This is a genomic window from Promicromonospora sp. NPDC052451 (assembly GCF_044547525.1).
Lineage (GTDB): Bacteria > Actinomycetota > Actinomycetes > Actinomycetales > Cellulomonadaceae > Promicromonospora.
On record NZ_JBIUAP010000016.1, the window covers coordinates 66,197 to 84,879 of the forward strand.

An 18,683-nucleotide genomic window follows, 5' to 3' on the forward strand; every position below is an offset into this window, starting at 1 on the left:
CCGCCCCCGGGATCAAGGGATCAGAACCCCGAGTTCCCGCCCTGCCGGTCCAGCACGAACCCCATGTCGTTCAGCAGCCCCGCCGTCCCCGAGCCGGACACGGTCGTGTTCGCGAACGACGCCTGCCCCGCGGCATGCAGCTCGATGCCGTAGGTGCCCGAGCCGGTGATGTTCACCCGGTCGAGGCTGACCTGCTGGATCGACTTCTGCCACGACATCAGCACGCCCGCGTACGTGCTGTCCTGGATGGTCATGTCCCGGATCACGATCGGCGCGTCGATGGCGTGCACGTCGGCGTAGACCCACAGCGCGCCGAGCTCGGCCGGCCAGTTCGGCTCGCGGCTGCCGGTGCGGGTCAGCGTGTTGCGCGCCACCGTCGTCGTGCCCGTGAAGGGAACGCCGAACCGGGTGCTGACCGCGATGCCCGCCGCCGCGTTGACGGTGTCGGCCACGAGGTTGTCCTCGACCCGGTTGCCGCCCCCGCCGCCGTACACGGCCAGGCCGTTCGCCAGCGCCGGGGCCTGCACGGTGTTGAAGGAGAACACGCTGCCGCTGACGGCGGCGCCGTCCGACCACATGGCCAGCGAGTCGTCGCCCGTGTTGCGGAACGTCGACTGGGTCACCTGCGCGTTGGTCACGCCCGAGCGCAGGTTCACGCCGTCGGCGTACGTGTCGCGCACGCGCAGCCCGACCGCGAGCACGTCGCGCGAGCCCGGCCGCACCCACAGCCCCACCTTGGTGTGCTGCACCCAGATGTTCTGCAGCAGGGACTCGCTCGTGAAGTCGCCCTCGATCGCGGCCTGCCCCTCGGCGTCCTCGCGGACCGTGGCCGAGCCGAAGACCGCGACGTCCGCGATGGTGACGCCGCCGCCGGTCGCGTAGAAGCCGCCCGCCCTGCCGGTGCCCACGATCACGGAGTGCCACGGGCCGGCACCCAGCACCGACACCCCCGCGACGCGGATCGCGTCGTTCACGTGGAAGGTGCCCGCGGGGATCCAGACCGGCACGCCCGCCGCTTTTGCGGCGGCGACCGCCGCCGTGATGGCCGCCGTGTCGTCGCCCCCGCCCGACGTCGCGCCGTGCGCCGTGATCGAGACCGCGCCCGCGGGCGCGGTGAGCGCTGCCGCGACCCGCTCCGCCTCGACCAGGTCGACGTCGATGTGCGCCACGGCGCCTGAGTCCTTCCGCAGCGACAGCACCGTCCCGGCCGCCTGCTCCGGGATCTCGAACCGCAGCTCGTCGTAGAACCGGTGGGCGGCGCCGAGGGACGGGTCGTTGTGGAACGGGTACTCGCCGTACTGCCAGGCGTGCGCCGACGTCAGCGTCACGTCCTTCAGCTTGGTCCCGTTCGCGTACACCGCCAGGGGCGACGTCTGCCCGGTCCCGGCCGCGTCGTCCGGGATCGAGTAGCGCACCACGACCCCGCTCGCCGGGGCGGTCAGCGTCACGTCCACCTTCTCGCCGACGGCGTCCAGCCGCACCGCGCTGCGCCCGCTCGACTCGGCCTGCACCGTGCCGTAGGTGCGCGACGGCGCCAGCCTGGTTCCGGTCGTCGTGCCTGCCTCGGCCTCGTACTGCGTGTACGACGTCGACGCACCGCGCGCCGCGAGGTCCGTCTCACCCGAGACGGCGATGCTGTCCAGCAGCACGTCGGCGCCGCCGCTCGCGGCCCGCACGCCCACCGTGTTCACGCCCGCCCGGAGCGGCACGCTCGCCGTCACGGTGCGCCACCCGCTGCCCGCGGCGAAGCTCACCTGGCCCGTGACCCGGCCGTTGACCAGCAGGTCGAGGGTGCGCCCGCCCGCGGGCGTGCCGAACCGGAACGTGGCGGTCGCGGTGCCCGCCGAACCGGCCTGGACCGTGCGCAGCACGCGCGCCCCCGCCGTCGTGAAGCCGCCGACGTAGCCCGCGCCCGTGAAGCCGCCGGTGGCGCTCGCAACCGCCGCGTTCCCGGAGCGGTATGCGTCCTCGGCCTCGCCCGGGCCGGCGGGCTGCGGCGGCACGTTCGCCGAGACGTCGAGCTTGTCGATGTTCGCGTTGCCGTTGTCGCCCGAGGCGTACGTCAGCCGCAGGTCGTGGTTGCCCGCGGTCAGCGTCGCGGTGTGCGTCACGGTGCCCCACGTGTCCCAGCTCGCGGTCGCGGGCAGGGACAGCTGCGTCAGGCGCGTGCCGCCGTCGTACAGCGAGAGGGTCCGGGCCGAGCCGGTGCCGTTCGCGTACCGGACCGTGAGGTCCTTGGCTCCCGCCGCGGTGACCTGCACCTTGAACGTGACCGACGCCGAGCCGGCGTTGCCGTCCGTGAACCCGCCCACGAACCCGCTGCCGGAGAACCCGGTGTGGTCCGTGGCGGTCACGGCGCCGCCCGCGAGGGTCGCGGCCTCCGCCTCGAACGTGGGTCCGGGACCGTAGTCCGCGCCGCTGCTTCCGCCCGAGTCGCTGACGTCGAGGGCGTCGAGGTTCACGTTGCCCGAGTCGCCGGAGCCGAACCGGTACGCGATCGAGTGGCTGCCCGCGGACAGCGTGACGACCGTGCTCTGCGTGGCCCAGGTGGTCCAGCCCGCGGTCGCGGGCAGGGTCACCTGCTGCGCGGCGCCGTCCACCAGGAGCGTGAGGGACTTGGCCGAGCCGGTGCCGTTGGCGTACCGGAGGGCCAGCGTGTGCGGGCCCGACGTCGCCGCGGTCACGGCGAACGTGCTGGTCGCGGTGCCCTTGTTGCCGTCGGTGTAGCCGCCGACGAAGCCGGTGCCGGTGTAGCCGGCGTGCTCCGTGGCGACGACGGCGCCGCCCGACAGGGCGGCCTGCTCGGCCTGGTACCGCGTGGTCGCGGCGCCCGCCGGGGCGGCGCCCGCCACGAGGGTGGTGCCGGCGAGCGCGAGGGCCGCCAGCAGGGCCAGGCGTCTGCGCCATGTCGTCAGGGTGGGTGTCATGCTGTCGCTCCGTCTCGTCGCGGGCGCCGCGGTGCGCCCGTCGTGCGGGGAGGCCGCGGCGTCGTCGCCGGGACCGGAAGGTTTAGCGGTAAACTTTGCGGTGCGACGGTACGGCGCCTCCTGCCGCGCGGTCAAGGGCGTCCCTAGGATGTCGGCAGGGACCATCGACGAGAGAGGGCCGCGTGACCGTCAAGCTCAGCGACATCGCGGACGAGGCCGGCGTCAGCGTGATGACCGTCTCGAACGTGATGAACGGCAAGCGCGCCCGTGTCTCGCCCGCCACGATCGAGAGAGTCCTCGGTATCGCCGCCCGGCTCGGTTACGTGCCGAACATCCCGGCGCGCAGCCTCGCGGCGAGCAGGTCGCACATCGTGGCCGCGCTGGTGCCGGTGGGGGAGAACAACAGCCTGCTGGTCAGCCCGCACACCGTCGCCGTCGTGGGCGGCATGGAGGCCCACCTGCGGCACCACGGCTACCACGTGCTGCTGCGCGGGATCGAGCACGAGGACCAGGTGGCGCAGACCGTGCGCGGCTGGTCGCTCGACGGCGTGGTGCTGGTCGAGTTCCCGGACGAGCAGGTCGACAGGCTGCGCGTCGACACCGTGCCGCTGGTCGCCATCGACAGCTACTCGGCCAACCCCCGCGTCGTCGGCGTGCGCAGCGACGACCACCGGGGCGGGCGCCTCGCCGGGGCACGCCTGGCCGACGCCGGGCACCGGCGGGTCCTCTTCGCCGGACCGCCCTACCAGGGCATGGGCGTGGTGGGCCGGCGTTGGGCGGGCTTCCGCGAGGCGTGCCTGGAGGCGGGTCTCGAACCGGGCGGCGTCCGGGCCGTCGAGGTGCTCACCTCGTTCGAGGACGGACGGCGCCTCGGCGTGCGTCTGCGCCGGGACCACCCCGGGGTGACGGCGGTGTTCGCGACGGCCGACCACCTCGCCGTCGGCATCATGGCGGGCATCGCGGAGGCGGGCGGGTCGGTGCCCGGCGACGTGTCGGTGATCGGGTTCGACGGCCTCGACTTCGGCGCGTACACCACGCCGGGGCTGACCACGATCGCGCAGGACATGCCCGCGAAGGTGGCGGAGGCGTCGCGCATCGTGCTGGAGGAGATCGAGCGCGGGGCCGGGCGGTCGCAGGGCGTGGCCGGGCCCGGTGCCGCGCCGGTCTCGCTCGGTGTGCGGCTGGTGGAGCGTGGCTCGGTGGCGCCGCCCGGATCCTGACGAATGGTAACCGGTCGGTTACCATTAGGGGGTGGACGTCTTCTCAGCGCTCGCCGACCCGATCCGCCGTGACCTGCTGCTGCGGCTGGCCGCGGGTCCGGCGCGCGTGGTGGACCTCGCGGCCGGGCACGCGGTGTCGCGCCCGGCGATCAGCAAGCACCTGCGCGTGCTGAGCGATGCGGGGCTGGTGCGGGGCACCGACGACGGCCGGGAGCGGCGCTACACGCTCGACCCCGGCCCGCTGGCGGAGGTGCGTGACCTGCTGGGCGCGCTCGCCGCGCGGCGGGCACCCGTCTCGGCCGGCCACCTCGACGGGCTGGACACCGAGGTGCGCCGGGCGGCGCGCGACCGCCGCCGGGGGACGTCTGCAGCCGGCACGGCCCCCACACCAGGTACCACGACCACGAAGGAGCGGATCGCATGAACCTGACCGGAGAGCTGGAGGACGACGGGCGCACGCTGGTGCTGGTGCGCCGGTTCAGGGCGCCGATCGAGGACGTCTGGGGGAGCGTCACCGACCCGGACCGCCTGGCCCGCTGGTTCGGCACCTGGACGGGCGACCCGTCGACCGGCCGGGTGCTGGTGACGATGACCGCCGAGGCCGAGCCGGCGGACCCGACGGAGTTCCAGGTCCACGCCTGCGAGGCGCCGCACCTGCTGGCGGTGAGCGCCGTCGACGAGTACGGGCACTGGCGCCTGCGCGCCGAGCTGGCGGAGGTGGAGGGCGGCACCACGCTGACCCTGCGCCAGATGGAGCTCGACCCGAAGACCCTGTCGGAGACCGGACCCGGCTGGGAGTGGTACCTGAACCGCCTGGTCGCCGCCGTCGAGGGTGGCGAGCTGCCGGACCTCGGCGACTTCGACGCCGACTACGTGCCCCTCAGCGCGCGGTACGCGGCGCTGGCGGGCTGACCTTTCACCAGTGGGTGTTGCCCGTCCCGTCGTCGCGGTGGGCGAGCGTGGCCAGGGCGTCCTTCCAGTGCCCCTCGGCGGCGGACGCGTGGTGTGCCGTGTCGATGTTGTCCTGGACCACGGTGACGCGCGTGCCGCCGTCGTCCGCCACGAGCTCGATGCGGATCTCGTGGTAGTTCTCGGGCACGTCGTCGAGCCCGCTCAGCGGCGCGAAGTGCGTGAAGTGCAGCAGGCGCGGGCGGTCGACGGCGATGACGGTGCCCTTGTCGGCGAAGACCCGGCCGAAGAAGTGTCCCTCGAAGGTGATGGGGCTGCCGGGCCGGTAGTCGGTCTCGACGTTGGCGCCCAGCATCCACCGTGCCCCGGGATGGGTGAGCTCGGCCCAGACCCGCTCGGGCGGCTCCGCGATGTGGGTGGTCGCGGTGGCGGTGTGACGCGGGGTCTCGGTGGTCATCGGTGTCCTCCGTGGCGCGGTCCGGATGGGGCTGGGCTCGTGTGCCGTATCCCTATGGTGCCTGGGAATCGGCGGGGCGCATGGCGGCGGGCCGGCGGCGGCGGCGTCGTGCGCGGCGGGCCGGCGCCGCCGTGCGAAAACCGGTGCGCGCACGGATGCCGTGTGCGTAGGGTGGCGGGCATGGTGCGAGCATCCGGCGGGTCATGGGGCGGGTACCGACCCCGCCCACTCAGGCGGGAGTTGTCCTGAGACGAGGTACCCATGGCGTTCCGACGCTTCTACCGCCGCACCTTCCTGAACCTGCGCGGCCACCACGCCGGCGCGTACGCGCTGGCTGACATCACCGTCGAGCCCGGTTTCGACCCGGACGAGCGCGGAAGGCGCGTCAGCGCGCGCCTCTCCGTCGCCGACTGCGGTCGCGTCGTCACGATCGACCTCGACGCCGACACCCCGGCCGAGGCACGGAACGCGCTGCACAAGGCGCGGCTGCTGCGCGACGTCGCAGGCCAGGTGGCCGAGGCGCTGGAGCGGGCGATCCACGAGGCCGAGCTCGACGTGCGGGCGGCCCGGCGGGGGCGGGCCGGGTCGTAGGCACCGGACGCTCACGCAGCACGGGCGGACATGCCGAGACGTTCATCCAGTGACGGGGGCGGTGAGCATGGCGGAGATACGCATCGAAGGACGTTCGGTCACGACGGAGTCCGACGTCCATCGGGTACTGGCGGAGCAGCTGGATCTCGGGCCCTGGTACGGGCGAAATCTGGCCGCTCTGCATGATCGGCTCTCGACCGACGTGGACCGGCCGCTGAGGATCATCTGGTTGGACTCCGCGACGAGCAGGTCACGGCTCGGTGCCGACCTCTTCGACGACATCGTGGCAGTGCTGAGGGACGTGGCCCGGCAGGACCTCGACCTCGGGTGGGTCGAACGGTTCGAGTTCGAGCTGCGTTAGGCGTGTACCGGTCCGCGAGCGTCCGTCGCGGTGCACGGTGTTCGCCCGGCCGAGACCCATTGACACCCCACCCCGCACGCCCCTAATGTCCTCGCTCATACGTAGGAGCAACCCTCCGCATCGCCGCGAACCGATGCTCATACGTATGAGCAGACTGACCTACCTCGACGAAGCGGAAGGGATCTGGCATGGGACACGCACGATCGTTCGGACGGCGCGTTTCAGCGCTGGCCGTCGCCGTCGTCCTGCTCACCTCGGCCTGTGCGGGCGGCTCGACGTCCGGCGAGGAGACCGCGGGCGGACGCGACGACACGATGGTCTACGGCAAGACGGACGGCGGCACCACGTTCGTCCACAACTACAACGTGGTGGGCCCCGCGGTCGACAAGGCGCCCAACATGGAGCTGGTCTACGAGCCGCTCATGCGCGTCGACTACAGCAACGGCGCCGTGGTCGAGCCCTGGCTCGCGGAGAGCTGGGAGTTCGACGACGCCGGCACCACGCTCACGGTCCACCTGCGCGACGGCGTCACCTTCTCGGACGGCGAGCCGTTCACCGCGGACGACGCCGTCTTCTCGCTGAACCTGCCGATCGAGCAGCCGGAGTTCTCGATCGCAGGCGTCACCTACGAGAAGGCCGAGAAGGTGGACGACCTCACGTTCACCGTCACGTTCGCCGAGCCGTCGTTCGCCACCGTGAAGCAGTTCGCCAACATCCTGCTGCCGATGGTGCCCGAGCACATCTGGCGCGACCAGGACCTCAACACCTGGACCAACCCGGAGCCGGTCGGCACCGGACCGTTCACCCTGGCGGAGTTCAAGCCCCAGCAGGTCACGCTCACCGCCCGGGACGACTACTGGGGCGGCGCGCTGCCCATGTCCACGTACAAGATCATCCCCACCAGCCAGGACGCCGCCAAGGCGCAGCTCCTGCGCGGGGACATCGACATCGCGCAGGGCTCGTGGGCAGGCGGCGAGCAGGAGTTCACGGCCCAGGACCCGGAGCACCATCTGTACCAGCTCTACCCGAACGGCGGCGCCATGTCGGCCATGTTCAACGCCGGCCGGCCCCCGTTCGACGACGTCCACGTGCGCCGCGCGCTGGCCATGACCATGGACCGCACCGCCATCACGACCACGCTGCAGCGCCCCGGGACCGAGGCGGGGCCCACCGGCCTGAACGCCACGGTCTACGCCGACTGGGTGGACCCGGAGCTCACGGAGCCGTGGCCGGTCGACGCCGACGCGGCCCGGGCGGAGCTCGCCGGCGGCGGCTGGACCGTCGAGGACGGCGCCCTGGTCAAGGACGGCGAGAGCTACCGGCCCAGCATCCTGTTCAACAACGACTGGGCGTGGGGCAGCTACGCCGACATCCTCATCAACGGCTGGCGCGACGCCCTGGGCCTCGAGGTGAAGCCCGCCGGGCAGCCCACCGCGGGGTACTACGACGCGATGAACCTCGGCAGCTTCGACATCACGGCCGCCTCCACGGGCGGGGCCGGCGTGTACGGCGTCTACAACTTCCTGGACAGCGACTTCGTGGTGCCGGAGGGGGAGTCGGCCACGCTCAACCAGGGCCGCTGGTCCGACGACGAGGCCGACGAGATCATCGACGCGATGGAGAGCACGGACGACGAGGCCGAGCTCAAGGAGCTGGGCCTGCGGATGCAGCGGCTGGTCGTGGACCAGGTGCCGTTCAGCCCGCTGTACGACAACTTCTACTTCGTGCAGATCAACGCCTCCCGCTGGCAGGGCTGGCCCACACCGGACGACTTCGACCACATCCCGATGGTGGGGCTCGGTCCGGACCTCATCCTCACGCTGCTCGACCTCGAGCCGGCGGAGGACTGACATGACGACGACGGAGGCGCCCACGTCGGCGCCACCCACACCGACGGCCGCGGTGCGGGCCGTGCGCCGCTGGGGGTTCCTGCTGCGCCGGCTGGGGTTCTACGCCGCGGCGGCCGCCGCTGCGATCGTGCTCAACTTCCTGCTGCCGCGGCTCATGCCGGGCGACCCGTCGTCCGCCATCGTGGAGGAGCTGCAGCGCGTCAGCGGACAGCAGGTGCCGCCCGAGACCCTGGAGAGCATCCGGGCGATCTTCGGTGACCCGGACCAGAACCTCGGCGAGCAGTTCGCCGGGTACCTGGGCCAGCTCGCGCGGTTCGACCTGGGCGTCTCCGTCGTCAACTTCCCCGTGCCGGTGAGCGAGCTCGTGCTCCAGGCACTCCCGTGGACACTCCTGCTGGTCGGCACCACCACCGTCCTGGCGTTCGTGCTCGGCACCGGTCTCGGCGTCGTCGCCGGGTGGAAGGCCGGGAGCCGGCTCGACTCGATCCTCACGCCGCTGACGGCGTTCCTGTCGTCCGTACCGTACTTCTGGGTCGCGCTGCTGGCGCTGTGGGTGTTCGGGTTCGTGCTCGGCTGGTTCCCGCTGTCCGGCGGCTACGACGCGAACCTCGCCGAGGGGTTCAACCTGCCCTTCCTCGCCTCGGTGCTGCACTACGGGGCACTGCCCGCCGCCACCATCGTGTTCTCCGCGTTCGGCGGCTGGCTGCTCGGCATGCGGAACATGACCGTCACCACCGTGCGGGAGGACTACGTGCTGCTCGCCCAGGCCAAGGGCCTCTCGCGCGGCCGGGTGATCCTGCGGTACGCCGCCCGCAACGCCATGCTGCCGAGCTTCACCGGGTTCGCCATGGCGCTCGGCGGCGTGATCGGCGGGGCGCTGCTGACCGAGACCGTGTTCAGCTACCCGGGCATCGGCTACCTGCTGTTCGAGTCCCTCACCAAGCGCGACTACCCGATGATGCAGGGGGTCTTCCTGATCGTGACGCTCGCGACGCTCCTCGCCAACCTCCTGGCCGACTCCCTGTACGTGGTGCTCGACCCGCGCATCCGGGAACAGGGGTGAGTGCGATGAGAACGGGACTGCTGAAGGGATGGAAGGTCCGCGTCGGCCTCTCGGTCATCGGATTCTTCGTGCTCCTGGCGATCCTCGGCCCGTGGCTGACGGCGAGCATCCCCGGCCTCGACCCGCGCGCCAACGACCTCACCGCCATCGGGCAGCCGCCCAGCGCCGAGCACTGGCTCGGCACCACCCAGTTCGGCCAGGACGTGCTGGCCCAGACCATCGAGGGTGCCCGAGGCTCCCTGTTCGTCGGGTTCCTCTCGGCCGTGATCGGCACGGCGCTCGCGATCCTCGTCGGCCTGCCCGCCGGGTACTTCGGCGGCCGCACCGACGCCTGGCTCAACTTCCTGTCCAACCTGTTCATCGTCATGCCCGTGCTGCCGCTGATCCTCATCGTCGCCGGCTACATGCAGGGCACGGGGCTGTGGGTGATCGCGCTGATCATCGGCTTCTTCGGCTGGTCGGGCGGCGCCCGCACCATCCGCGCGCAGGCCATGAGCGTGAGCAACCGCGACTTCGTGCTCGCCATGCGCACCCTCGGCGAGCCGCACCACCGGCTCCTGTTCCACGAGGTGCTGCCGCACCTGACCGGCTGGATCGCCGCGATGTTCCTCTCGGGCGTCATCGGCGGCGTCATGGCCGAGGCGGGACTCGCCTTCCTCGGGATCTCCGACTCCGGCGCGATCAGCTGGGGCACCATGATCCAGGCCGCCCAGCAGCAGAGCGCCGTGCTGCGCGGCATGTGGTGGTGGTTCGTGCCGCCGGGGCTGTGCATCGCGCTGGTCGCGACGGCCGCGACGCTGGTGAACTTCGGCGTCGACGAGCTGGCCAACCCCAAGCTGCGCACGGTGCGGCGCTCCGTGGTGCGCCGTGCCCACGACCGTGCTGCCGAGACGACCGCCGCCGAGACCACCGTAGGGAGCGATGCCTGATGGTCACCCAGTTCGTGCCCGACACCGATCGGTCCGACGCCGGGACCACCTCCGCGCGGGGAGCGGACGGCGACGTCCTGCACGTCTCCGGCCTCACCGTCGAGTACGTGACCGACGGCGCCCCCGTGCGCGCCTGCGCCGACGTCACCTTCACGCTGCGCCGCGGCGAGATCCTGGGCGTCGCGGGCGAGTCCGGCTCCGGCAAGTCCACCCTGATCACGGCTCTCACGAGGCTGCAGCGCCCGCCCGCCGTCACGACAGCGGGCAGCATCGTGTTCCACCCGCGCGACGGCGGCCCCGCGATCGACCTGGTCACCGCGAGCCCCAGGGCGCTGCGGGCGCTGCGCTGGACGTCCCTGTCGATCGTGCTGCAGAGCGCCATGGACGCCCTCAACCCCGTGATGCGGCTCGGTGCGCAGTTCGCCGACGCCCTGCGCACCCACGACCGGACCCTCACCAAGGACGCCGCCTGGGCGCGCGCCGCCGAGCTCCTCGCCACGGTCGGCATCTCGGGCGACCGGGCGCGCAGCTACCCGCACGAGCTGTCCGGCGGTATGCGCCAGCGTGCCAGCATCGCGCTGGCGCTCGCGTGCGGGCCGGAGCTCGTGGTCATGGACGAGCCGACCACCGCTGTCGACGTCGTCATGCAGCGGCAGATCCTGGCGCAGGTGCTGCGGCTGCGGCGCACGCTCGGGTTCGCCGTCGTCTTCGTGACGCACGACCTGTCGCTGCTGCTGGAGCTCGCCGACCGTATCGCCGTCATGTACGCCGGGCGGATCGTGGAGCTCGGCACCGCGCGGGAGCTCTACGACGACCCGCGCCACCCGTACACCCGCGGCCTGCGCGACTCGTTCCCGCCGCTGCACGCGCCCCTGACGCGGCTCACCGGGATCCCGGGCACGCCACCCGACCTGCGTCGTCCGCCGTCGGGCTGCCCGTTCCACCCGCGGTGCGCGGCTCGGTTCCAGGGGTGCGACACGCACCGGCCGGAGCTGGTCACCCTCGGGCGGACGGCGGAGGGCGGGCACGCCGTCGCGTGCCGGTTGCACGAGCCGGCCGCGAGACCCGGCCCGGCACCTGACTCGGCACCTGACTCGGCACCTGACCCGGCGGCTGTCCGGACCGAAGGAGGAGCGTCATGACCGCGACCACCCCCGCGCCGTCGGCCCCTGTCGCCGCGCCGGAACCACCCGTGCTGTCCGCCGTCGACGTGACCAGGCACTTCACGGTGCGCTCCGCCGTCGGCGCCCGGTCCGTGGTGCGCGCCGTCGAGGGCGCCACGCTCGACCTGCACCGCGGCCGGGTCGTGGCGCTGGTGGGGGAGTCGGGCAGCGGAAAGACGACGCTGGCCCGGCTGCTCGCCGGGTTCTACGCGCCCACGAGCGGCGAGATCGCCCTGGAGGGCGTGCCGGTGCGGCAGCGCCGCGGGCGCGTGGAGCGCGGCTACCACAAGGACGTCCAGCTCATCTTCCAGGACCCGTTCGGCTCCCTGAACCCGCTGCACCGCGTACGGCACAACCTGGAGCGTCCCCTCACGCTGCACCACGGGGTACGTGGCAAGGCGGAGCTGGACCGGCGGGTGCGGGAGCTGCTGGAGCGCGTGGCCCTGACGCCCGCCGAGCAGTACGCCGACAAGTTCCCCCACGAGCTCTCCGGCGGGCAGCGCCAGCGCGTCGTCATCGCCCGCGCCCTGGCCGTGGAGCCCAAGGTGCTGCTGGGCGACGAGCCCATCTCGATGCTCGACGTGTCCATCCGCCTGGAGATGCTCAACCTGCTCGACCGGCTGCGCACCGAGGACGGCCTGGCGCTGCTCTACATCACGCACGACATCGCCAGCGCCCGCTACCTGTGCGACGACGTCGTGGTCATGTACGCGGGCGAGATGGTCGAGGGCGGGCCCAAGGAGCAGGTCATCGCCGACCCGCAGCACCCCTACACCCGGCTGCTCGTGGACTCGTCGCCCGACCCCGGGCGCGGCGGCCGCGACCGGGAGGCGCTGTTCGACGCCGACGCCGACGGCCTGGGCGAGCCGCCCAGCCTCATCGACCCGCCGCCCGGCTGCCGGTTCCACCCGCGCTGCCCGTTCGCCATGGACGTGTGCCGCACGCAGGCCCCGCCGCGCGCCGACCTCGGCGACGGGCGCTGGGCCCGCTGTTGGCTGCACGCCGCCGGCCGCACCACGCCGGAGCCGTCAGAGCCCACCCAGGAGAACGAGTGACCACCACCCCGCGCCGCGCCCGGGCGCCCCGCCAGTCCGACGTCGCCCGCCTGGCCGGCGTCTCGCAGTCCGCCGTGTCCCGCGTGATCGGCGGCGACACCGACGCCGCGCGGATCCCCGAGGCCACCGTGCGGCGCATCCAGGAGGCGATCAAGGAGCTGGGCTACGTGCCCAACCCGACGGCCCGCAAGCTGCGCACCGGCCGCAACCGCCTGCTCGGCGTGCACACCTTCGAGGCGGTGTTCCCGCGGGCGCGCGAGGACTTCTACTTCGAGTTCCTGCTCGGCATCGAGGAGCGCGCCGAGGAGATCGACCACGACCTGGTGCTGTTCACCTCCACCGGCGGCAGCGACGGTCGGCGCCGCGTCTACCGGGACGGCGTCAACCGCCTCAACGTGGCCGACGGCGCGGTGCTGCTCGGCGTGGCCGCCGACCGCGCCGAGCTGGCCCGGCTGGAGGCCGACGGGTACCCCTTCGTGCACATCGGCCGCCGCGAGGTGCCGGGCACCCGCATCACGTGCGTCGTGCCCGACTACGAGTCGGCCGCCGCCGCCATCGTCGACCGGCTGGCCGACCTCGGGCACGAGCGGATCGGCTACCTGCGCGCCGGCATCGACGAGGAGTCCTACGCGGACCGCCGGCGGGGCTACGAGTCCGCCGTCGCGCGGCGGGGCCTGCGGGACGTGTCGCCGGCGAGCCCGGGCCTGGAGGGCGCGGGCCTCGACACCGCCGGGCCGGGCACGGCATGGCTCGACGCCGTGGCCGACGGCCGCGTCACCGCGGTGGTCGCCGACGCCGAGTGGCTGGCCAACCCGCTCGCCGAGCGGCTCGCGGCGCGCGGGCTGACCATCCCGCGCGACGTCTCCGTCGCCGTCCTGGAAGGCGTCGGACCCGACGCCGCCGTGCGCTGGGACTGCCTGCAGATCCCGCGCCGCGAGGTGGGCCGCCTCGCCATCGACACGCTCGTCGGCATGCTCGACCAACCCGGCGAGCCGGTGGCGGACGTACTCGTGGAGTGCGTCGTCGTCGAGGGCGAGACCGTGGCCGCGCCGCCGGCCAGACCATCAGCACCGACGAAGGGGAACGCCGGATGAGCGCGGGGACGAGAGAGCGCAAGACCGACGTGCTGATCGTCGGCGGAGGCATGGGCGGCGTGGCCGCCGCGCTGACCGCGGCCCGGCTGGGCCGGCGGGTGGTGCTGACCGAGCCCACCGAGTGGCTCGGCGGTCAGCTCACCGCCCAGGCCGTGCCGCCCGACGAGCACACCTGGATCGAGGAGCGCTACGCCCCGCCCGGCTACGCCGAGCTGCGCCGCCGCGTGCGCGACTACTACCGGCGCAACTACCCCCTGACGCCGCGCGCCGCCGCCGACCCGCTGCTGGACCCCGGCCTCGGCATCGTCAGCCACCTGTGCCACGAGCCGCGCGTCGCCGCCGCCGTCCTGGAGGAGATGGTCGCGCCCTGGCGCGCGGGCGGGCAGATCGAGCTGCTGCTGTGCCACGAGCCCGTCACGGCCCACACCTCCGGTGACGAGGTGGACGCCGTGACCCTGCGCGACACGCGCACGGGCACCGAGACCACCGTCCAGGCCGACTACGTCGTGGACGCCACCGAGCTCGGCGACCTGCTCGACCTCGCGGGCGTCGAGCACGTGGTCGGCGCCGAAGGGCAGGACGAGACCGGCGAGCCGCACGCCCCCGCCGTCGCCGACCCGCTCGACCAGCAGGCGATCTCCTGGTGCTTCGCCCTGGAGCACCGGCCCGGCGAGGACCACACGATCGACCGCCCCGCCGGGTACGAGCACTGGCGCACCACCGTGGCCCCCTTCTGGCCCGGCCCGCAGCTCTCGTTCGACGACGTCGTGCCCATCACCCTGCAACGACGCACCTGGCGGCTGTTCGAGGCCGACCACGCCCGGGGTGCCCACTTCCCGCTGTGGACCTTCCGCCGGGTCCTGGCCCGCGACAACTTCGCCGACGGCGCCGTCCGCGACGTCACGATCGTCAACTGGCCCCAGATCGACTACTGGGCCGCGCCCCTGCTCGGCCCCGGCGTCGACGCCGCCGCCCGGGAATCGGCGCTCGCGGGCGCGCGCGACCTGTCGTTCTCGTTCCTGCACTGGCTCCAGACAGACGCGCCCCGGCCCGACGGCGGCACGGGCTACCCCGGCCTGCGTCTGCGCCCCGACGTCACCGGGACACCGGACGGCCTGGCCAAGACCCCGTACATCCGCGAGGCCCGGCGGATCCGGGCGGAGCTGACCGTGACGGAGCAGCACGTGGGCGTCCAGGCCCGGCCCGACGGCGCGGGCAGCGAGGTGTTCGGTGACACCGTGGGCCTGGGCCGCTACCGGATCGACCTGCACCCCAGCACGGCCGGGCGCTCCTACGTGGACATCGAGGCGTACCCGTTCCAGGTGCCGCTGGGCGCCCTGGTGCCGGTGCGGGTGGAGAACCTGCTGCCCGCGGGCAAGAACATCGGCACCACGCACATCACGAACGGCTGCTACCGGCTGCACCCCGTGGAGTGGGGCATCGGCGAGGCGGTCGGTGCGCTGGTCGCGTTCTGCCTGGACCGCGGCCTACCGCCGCGCAAGGTGCGCAACGACCCCGCGCGGCTGGCCGACTACCAGCGCCTCCTGACCGGCACGCTCGGCACCACCCTCGCGTGGCCCGACGACATCCGCACCCACCGCGAGTGAGGGGAGGCAACTGACCGAACGCAGCGACTTCGGTCCGATGCACTGAGATCGGTCGGTCAATTGACCGGTCTCAGAGCACCTGACCGATCTCAGAGCACCTGACCGATCTCGTTGTGCTGTTCTCATCTGTGCCATGTCTTGTACCAGCTCGACCGCTCGTTCGACGAAGAACGGAGAACCATCGTGCTGCGAAACATCTTCAGGGGTCGCAGGCCCCAGCCCACCAGCCCCTCGCCCGACGTGTCCCGCCCCGCCGTCCGCCCACCGCGGCGGAAGCCGGCACGGCCCGCGGCCGTCGCGTCCGCGCTCGCGCTGGTCGTGGCGGGTCTGGGGCTCGCGGTCCCCGCGGCGGGGGCAGCCGGCGCGGCGTCCACCGACGTCGTGCGCGCCGAGGCCGCGCCCGCCAGCCTCTCGTCCGACGCCGCTCCCGCCGCCGTCTCCCGGCTCGGCACCTCGGGCAACACGATCGTCGACGCGTCGGGCACCCCCGTGCAGCTGCGCGGCGTGTCCGTGCTCGCCCCGCGGCACAACGCCGAGTGCCCCGAGTGCAACCCGAAGCCGATCTCCGACGTGATCGACATGACCGTGTCCGACGGCTGGCAGTCCGACGTGGTGCGCCTGCCGGTCACGGTCTGGGGTTCGCTGACCGTCGAGGAGAACGTGGCCCGGTACGTCGACCCGTACGTGCAGCAGGCCGTCGAGCTGGGCGTCTACATCATCGTGGACCTGCACCACGTGTCCGACTACGGCAGCACCGGGGTGCCGCAGTCCGCCGTCTCGGAGTTCTGGGACTACGTGGCGCCGCTGTACGCCGACGTGCCGAACGTGATCTACGAGGTCTTCAACGAGCCCGTCGCCCCGGCGAGCTGGGCCACGTGGAAGTCGTACATCCAGCCGGTCGTGGACGACATCCGGGCCGTCGCGCCCGAGACGCTGCTGCTCATGGGCAGCCCCCAGTGGAGCACCTACGTCAACCAGGCGGCGGCCGACCCGATCGCGGGCACCGACATCGCCTACGTCTACCACCTGTACCCCAACCAGGGGGACGCGACGGCCGCCAACCTCGACGCCAAGTTCGGCAACGCGGCCCAGCAGATCCCCGTCATCCTCACCGAGTTCGGCTGGAACCCGCCCGGCGAGTTCTCCGACCCGGTGGTCACCCAGGGCACGACGTCGGGCTGGGGCATCCCGCTGCGCCAGTACCTCGACGCCCGCCCGCACATCAGCTGGACGGCCTGGCTCTTCGACAACTACTGGAAGCCCCAGATGTTCGACCACGACTGGAACCTGCTCGGCGGTGAGCACCAGGGCGCCATGATCAAGGCCTGGCTCGCCGACCAGCCGTACGCGTCCCCGTGCGCTGACCATGCTGCGGTGGGGGCGACGGCGGTCGCCTCGTCGTCCGGGAGCAGCACCTCCGGCGCGGCCAAGGCGGTGGACGGCGACTGCACCAACGCCGGCCGCTGGCTCTCGGCGGAGGGCGACGCCACACCCACCCTGACGATCACGCTCGACGCGCCCACCGTCGTGGACCAGATCGACGTGTACAGCGGGTTCGTGGGCGGTGGCTCGGTCAACGTGCTGCGCGACTTCACCGTCGAGGTGCACACGTCCGCCGGGTGGCAGCAGGCGGCGGCGTTCGACGACAACACGCTCGGCCTGGTCAGTGCGCCCGGCCCGGCCGCCGCCGTCGACCAGGTGCGCCTGGTGGTCACGGACCCGTCGAACTACACCCCCGACGTGGCCCGCGTGTTCGAGGTGGCGGTCCGCGCGGCCTGACGGCGCGCGCCGGGCGTGCGCGTGATCCGCACGCCCGGCGTCCGCTCACCAGCCCAGCTCGCCGTCGTCCTCCTGGAAGGTGCCCGTCGGCCCGTCCGGGCCGATGGTCGCCAGCCGCACGACCGTGCGTGCGCTGACCTCGACCGGGCGGCCGTGCGGGTTGGGCTGCCCGCCCAGCTCGGTGGCCGTGTAGCCGGGCTCCACCGCGTTGATCCGCACCTCCGGGACGGCGCGCGCGTACTGCACCGCGAGCATGGAGACGGCCGCCTTGCTCGCGCCGTACACGATCGCCGAGACCTGCGAGGCCGGGCGGTCGGGGGAGTGGTTGGCCCAGAACGAGCCCAGGGCGCTGGACACGTTCACCACCACCGGGTTCGCCGAGCGGCGCAGCAGCGGCAACGCCGCCTCGGTGACCCGGACGACGCCCACCGCGTTCGTGTCGAACACCGCCAGGGCGTCCGGGCCGTTCAGCGCGAGCAGGGCGATGCCGGCGTTGTTGACCAGCACGTCCAGCCCGCCTTCGGCCTCGAGGCGCGTGAACGCGGCCGCGACGGACGCGTCGTCCGTGACGTCGAGCCGCACCCAGCGGGCCCCGAGCTCGGCGGCCACCGCGCGGCCCGCGTCCTCGTCCCGGGCACCCACGTAGACGGTGTGCCCGGCGGCGACGAGCTGGCGGGCCGTTTCCTTGCCGAGGCCGCGCGTGGCCCCGGTGATCAGTGTCGTTGTCATGCCTCCAGCGTCGGCCGCCCGGCGCGGGACAGGGAGCCGTCCCGTTGTCGTAGGACCACCAGGGCCAGGACAACCCCGCCCCGCCCGCGCACACTGGGACCGTGGACGCCTGGGAGTTCGGCCGGATGGTGCGGCGGCGGCGCGACGCCGTCGCCCCCGAGGCCGTCGGCCTGCCGCGCGGACCCCGCCGCCGCGCCACGGGGCTGCGGCGCGAGGAGCTCGCGGGCCTCGCCGGCATCTCCGCCGACTACCTGACCCGCCTGGAGCAGGGGCGGGCCGTCTCGCCGTCGGCCCAGGTCGTCGAGGCGCTCGCCCGCGCCCTGCGGCTGCCCGACGACGAACGCGACCTCCTGTACCGCCTGGCCGGGCACGCCGCACCCGGGCTCGACCTCGTGCCCCGGCACATCCCGCCCAGCGTGCAGCGTCTGCTCGACCGGCTCGACGGCACCGCCGTCGCCGTCTACGACGCCACGCAGACGCTGATCGTCGCCAACGCCCCCTACGACGCGCTCATGGGCGCCACCACGAGCTGGCGCGGCATCGAGCGCAACGCGCTGTGGCGGCACCTGGCCGGACCGGGCAGCCGCGTGGTGCACACCCCGCACGAGGAGGCCGACGTCGTGGCCCGTCTCGTCGCCGACCTGCACCTCACCGCCGCCCGGTACCCCGCCGACCCGGCCGTCGGCCGCCTCGTGCGCGACCTCGCCGCCGCCAGCCCGCGCTTCACCGAGCTCTGGGAGTCCGAGACCCCGGAGCTGCCCCGCGACACCTCCCGGCACAAGGTCGTCGACCACCCCGCCGTCGGCCGCATCGCGCTCGACTGCGACGTGCTCGTGGTGACCGCCGACGACCTGCGCTTCATGGTCTACACCGCCGAACCCGGCACGCCCGACGCCGAACGGCTGGCCCTCGCGGTGGTGCTGGGCACGCAGGAGCTCGTCGACTGACT

General features: G+C 73.2%; 17 protein-coding genes. 14 read left to right on the top strand and 3 right to left on the bottom strand.

Going from position 1 to position 18,683, the window contains the following annotated elements:
- Positions 1-20 precede the first annotated feature (20 nt).
- Positions 21-2,927 carry a CBM35 domain-containing protein gene (locus ACIG47_RS23070; protein WP_397433396.1) on the bottom strand — a complete coding sequence of 969 codons (2,907 nt, stop codon included), beginning with the start codon at positions 2,925-2,927 and terminating at the stop codon, positions 21-23.
- Positions 2,928-3,109: 182 nt separating this feature from the next.
- On the opposite strand from ACIG47_RS23070, the gene ACIG47_RS23075 reads away from it, so the two are divergent.
- Genes ACIG47_RS23075 through ACIG47_RS23085 form a run of 3 tightly spaced genes read left to right on the top strand, consistent with a single transcriptional unit; the run spans position 3,110 to position 5,059 of the window.
- Entirely contained in the window at positions 3,110-4,147 is a 1,038-nt protein-coding gene (locus tag ACIG47_RS23075) for a LacI family DNA-binding transcriptional regulator (RefSeq protein ID WP_397433397.1), read from the top strand.
- A gap of 31 nt (positions 4,148-4,178) precedes the next feature.
- Positions 4,179-4,571 carry an ArsR/SmtB family transcription factor gene (locus tag ACIG47_RS23080; RefSeq protein ID WP_397410062.1) on the top strand — a complete coding sequence of 131 codons (393 nt, stop codon included), beginning with the start codon at positions 4,179-4,181 and terminating at the stop codon, positions 4,569-4,571.
- Entirely contained in the window at positions 4,568-5,059 is a 492-nt protein-coding gene (locus ACIG47_RS23085) for an SRPBCC family protein (RefSeq protein ID WP_397410060.1), read from the top strand. Before ACIG47_RS23080 ends, ACIG47_RS23085 begins: the two co-directional genes overlap by 4 nt.
- Positions 5,060-5,063: 4 nt before the next feature.
- Here ACIG47_RS23085 and ACIG47_RS23090 read toward each other — a convergent pair whose 3' ends face one another.
- Complete coding sequence (locus ACIG47_RS23090; protein ID WP_397410058.1) at positions 5,064-5,513, bottom strand: SRPBCC domain-containing protein; 450 nt, start codon at positions 5,511-5,513, stop codon at positions 5,064-5,066.
- 261 nt (positions 5,514-5,774) lie between these two features.
- Here ACIG47_RS23090 and ACIG47_RS23095 point away from each other — a divergent pair, with 261 nt between their 5' ends.
- From ACIG47_RS23095 to ACIG47_RS23140, 10 genes are all read left to right on the top strand, one after another.
- On the top strand, positions 5,775-6,104 hold the full coding sequence (locus ACIG47_RS23095; protein WP_397433399.1) for a hypothetical protein: 330 nt from the start codon (positions 5,775-5,777) through the stop codon (positions 6,102-6,104).
- Positions 6,105-6,171: 67 nt separating this feature from the next.
- Positions 6,172-6,465, top strand: a complete 294-nt coding sequence (locus tag ACIG47_RS23100; protein ID WP_397410054.1) for a barstar family protein — start codon at positions 6,172-6,174, stop codon at positions 6,463-6,465.
- A 188-nt stretch (positions 6,466-6,653) separates the two neighbouring features.
- Complete coding sequence (locus ACIG47_RS23105) at positions 6,654-8,315, top strand: ABC transporter substrate-binding protein (protein WP_397433400.1); 1,662 nt, start codon at positions 6,654-6,656, stop codon at positions 8,313-8,315.
- 1 nt (position 8,316) lies between these two features.
- Positions 8,317-9,378 carry an ABC transporter permease gene (locus ACIG47_RS23110; protein ID WP_397410050.1) on the top strand — a complete coding sequence of 354 codons (1,062 nt, stop codon included), beginning with the start codon at positions 8,317-8,319 and terminating at the stop codon, positions 9,376-9,378.
- A gap of 5 nt (positions 9,379-9,383) precedes the next feature.
- On the top strand, positions 9,384-10,307 hold the full coding sequence (locus ACIG47_RS23115; RefSeq protein WP_397433402.1) for an ABC transporter permease: 924 nt from the start codon (positions 9,384-9,386) through the stop codon (positions 10,305-10,307).
- Positions 10,307-11,449 carry an ABC transporter ATP-binding protein gene (locus ACIG47_RS23120; protein ID WP_397433404.1) on the top strand — a complete coding sequence of 381 codons (1,143 nt, stop codon included), beginning with the start codon at positions 10,307-10,309 and terminating at the stop codon, positions 11,447-11,449. The genes ACIG47_RS23115 and ACIG47_RS23120 overlap by 1 nt, the downstream gene beginning before the upstream one ends.
- Complete coding sequence (locus ACIG47_RS23125; protein WP_397433405.1) at positions 11,446-12,525, top strand: ABC transporter ATP-binding protein; 1,080 nt, start codon at positions 11,446-11,448, stop codon at positions 12,523-12,525. Before ACIG47_RS23120 ends, ACIG47_RS23125 begins: the two co-directional genes overlap by 4 nt.
- Positions 12,522-13,619, top strand: a complete 1,098-nt coding sequence (locus ACIG47_RS23130; protein WP_397433406.1) for a LacI family DNA-binding transcriptional regulator — start codon at positions 12,522-12,524, stop codon at positions 13,617-13,619. Before ACIG47_RS23125 ends, ACIG47_RS23130 begins: the two co-directional genes overlap by 4 nt.
- Positions 13,616-15,226: an FAD-dependent oxidoreductase gene (locus tag ACIG47_RS23135; RefSeq protein ID WP_397433408.1), complete on the top strand. Its 1,611-nt coding sequence runs from the start codon at positions 13,616-13,618 to the stop codon at positions 15,224-15,226. Before ACIG47_RS23130 ends, ACIG47_RS23135 begins: the two co-directional genes overlap by 4 nt.
- Positions 15,227-15,409: 183 nt before the next feature.
- Entirely contained in the window at positions 15,410-17,005 is a 1,596-nt protein-coding gene (locus ACIG47_RS23140; RefSeq protein WP_397433409.1) for a cellulase family glycosylhydrolase, read from the top strand.
- A 45-nt stretch (positions 17,006-17,050) separates the two neighbouring features.
- Here the strand turns inward: ACIG47_RS23140 and ACIG47_RS23145 are convergent, their stop codons facing one another.
- Positions 17,051-17,734, bottom strand: coding sequence for an SDR family NAD(P)-dependent oxidoreductase (locus tag ACIG47_RS23145; protein ID WP_397433410.1), 684 nt, complete (start codon positions 17,732-17,734; stop codon positions 17,051-17,053).
- A gap of 101 nt (positions 17,735-17,835) precedes the next feature.
- On the opposite strand from ACIG47_RS23145, the gene ACIG47_RS23150 reads away from it, so the two are divergent.
- Positions 17,836-18,681 (top strand): helix-turn-helix transcriptional regulator, encoded by an 846-nt coding sequence (locus ACIG47_RS23150; RefSeq protein WP_397433412.1) that lies wholly within the window; start codon positions 17,836-17,838, stop codon positions 18,679-18,681.
- Positions 18,682-18,683: the final 2 nt, after the last annotated feature.

Excerpts from the sequence above, each read along its gene's own strand:
- ACIG47_RS23090 (WP_397410058.1), bottom strand. The coding sequence starts at position 5,513 with ATGACCACCGAGACCCCGCGTCACACCGCCACCGCGACCACCCACATC.
- ACIG47_RS23115 (WP_397433402.1), top strand. The coding sequence starts at position 9,384 with ATGAGAACGGGACTGCTGAAGGGATGGAAGGTCCGCGTCGGCCTCTCG.
- ACIG47_RS23085 (WP_397410060.1), top strand. The coding sequence starts at position 4,568 with ATGAACCTGACCGGAGAGCTGGAGGACGACGGGCGCACGCTGGTGCTG.
- ACIG47_RS23120 (WP_397433404.1), top strand. The coding sequence starts at position 10,307 with ATGGTCACCCAGTTCGTGCCCGACACCGATCGGTCCGACGCCGGGACC.
- ACIG47_RS23100 (WP_397410054.1), top strand. The coding sequence starts at position 6,172 with ATGGCGGAGATACGCATCGAAGGACGTTCGGTCACGACGGAGTCCGAC.
- ACIG47_RS23135 (WP_397433408.1), top strand. The coding sequence starts at position 13,616 with ATGAGCGCGGGGACGAGAGAGCGCAAGACCGACGTGCTGATCGTCGGC.
- ACIG47_RS23145 (WP_397433410.1), bottom strand. The coding sequence starts at position 17,734 with ATGACAACGACACTGATCACCGGGGCCACGCGCGGCCTCGGCAAGGAA.
- ACIG47_RS23070 (WP_397433396.1), bottom strand. The coding sequence starts at position 2,927 with ATGACACCCACCCTGACGACATGGCGCAGACGCCTGGCCCTGCTGGCG.
- ACIG47_RS23095 (WP_397433399.1), top strand. The coding sequence starts at position 5,775 with ATGGCGTTCCGACGCTTCTACCGCCGCACCTTCCTGAACCTGCGCGGC.
- ACIG47_RS23105 (WP_397433400.1), top strand. The coding sequence starts at position 6,654 with ATGGGACACGCACGATCGTTCGGACGGCGCGTTTCAGCGCTGGCCGTC.
- ACIG47_RS23125 (WP_397433405.1), top strand. The coding sequence starts at position 11,446 with ATGACCGCGACCACCCCCGCGCCGTCGGCCCCTGTCGCCGCGCCGGAA.
- ACIG47_RS23110 (WP_397410050.1), top strand. The coding sequence starts at position 8,317 with ATGACGACGACGGAGGCGCCCACGTCGGCGCCACCCACACCGACGGCC.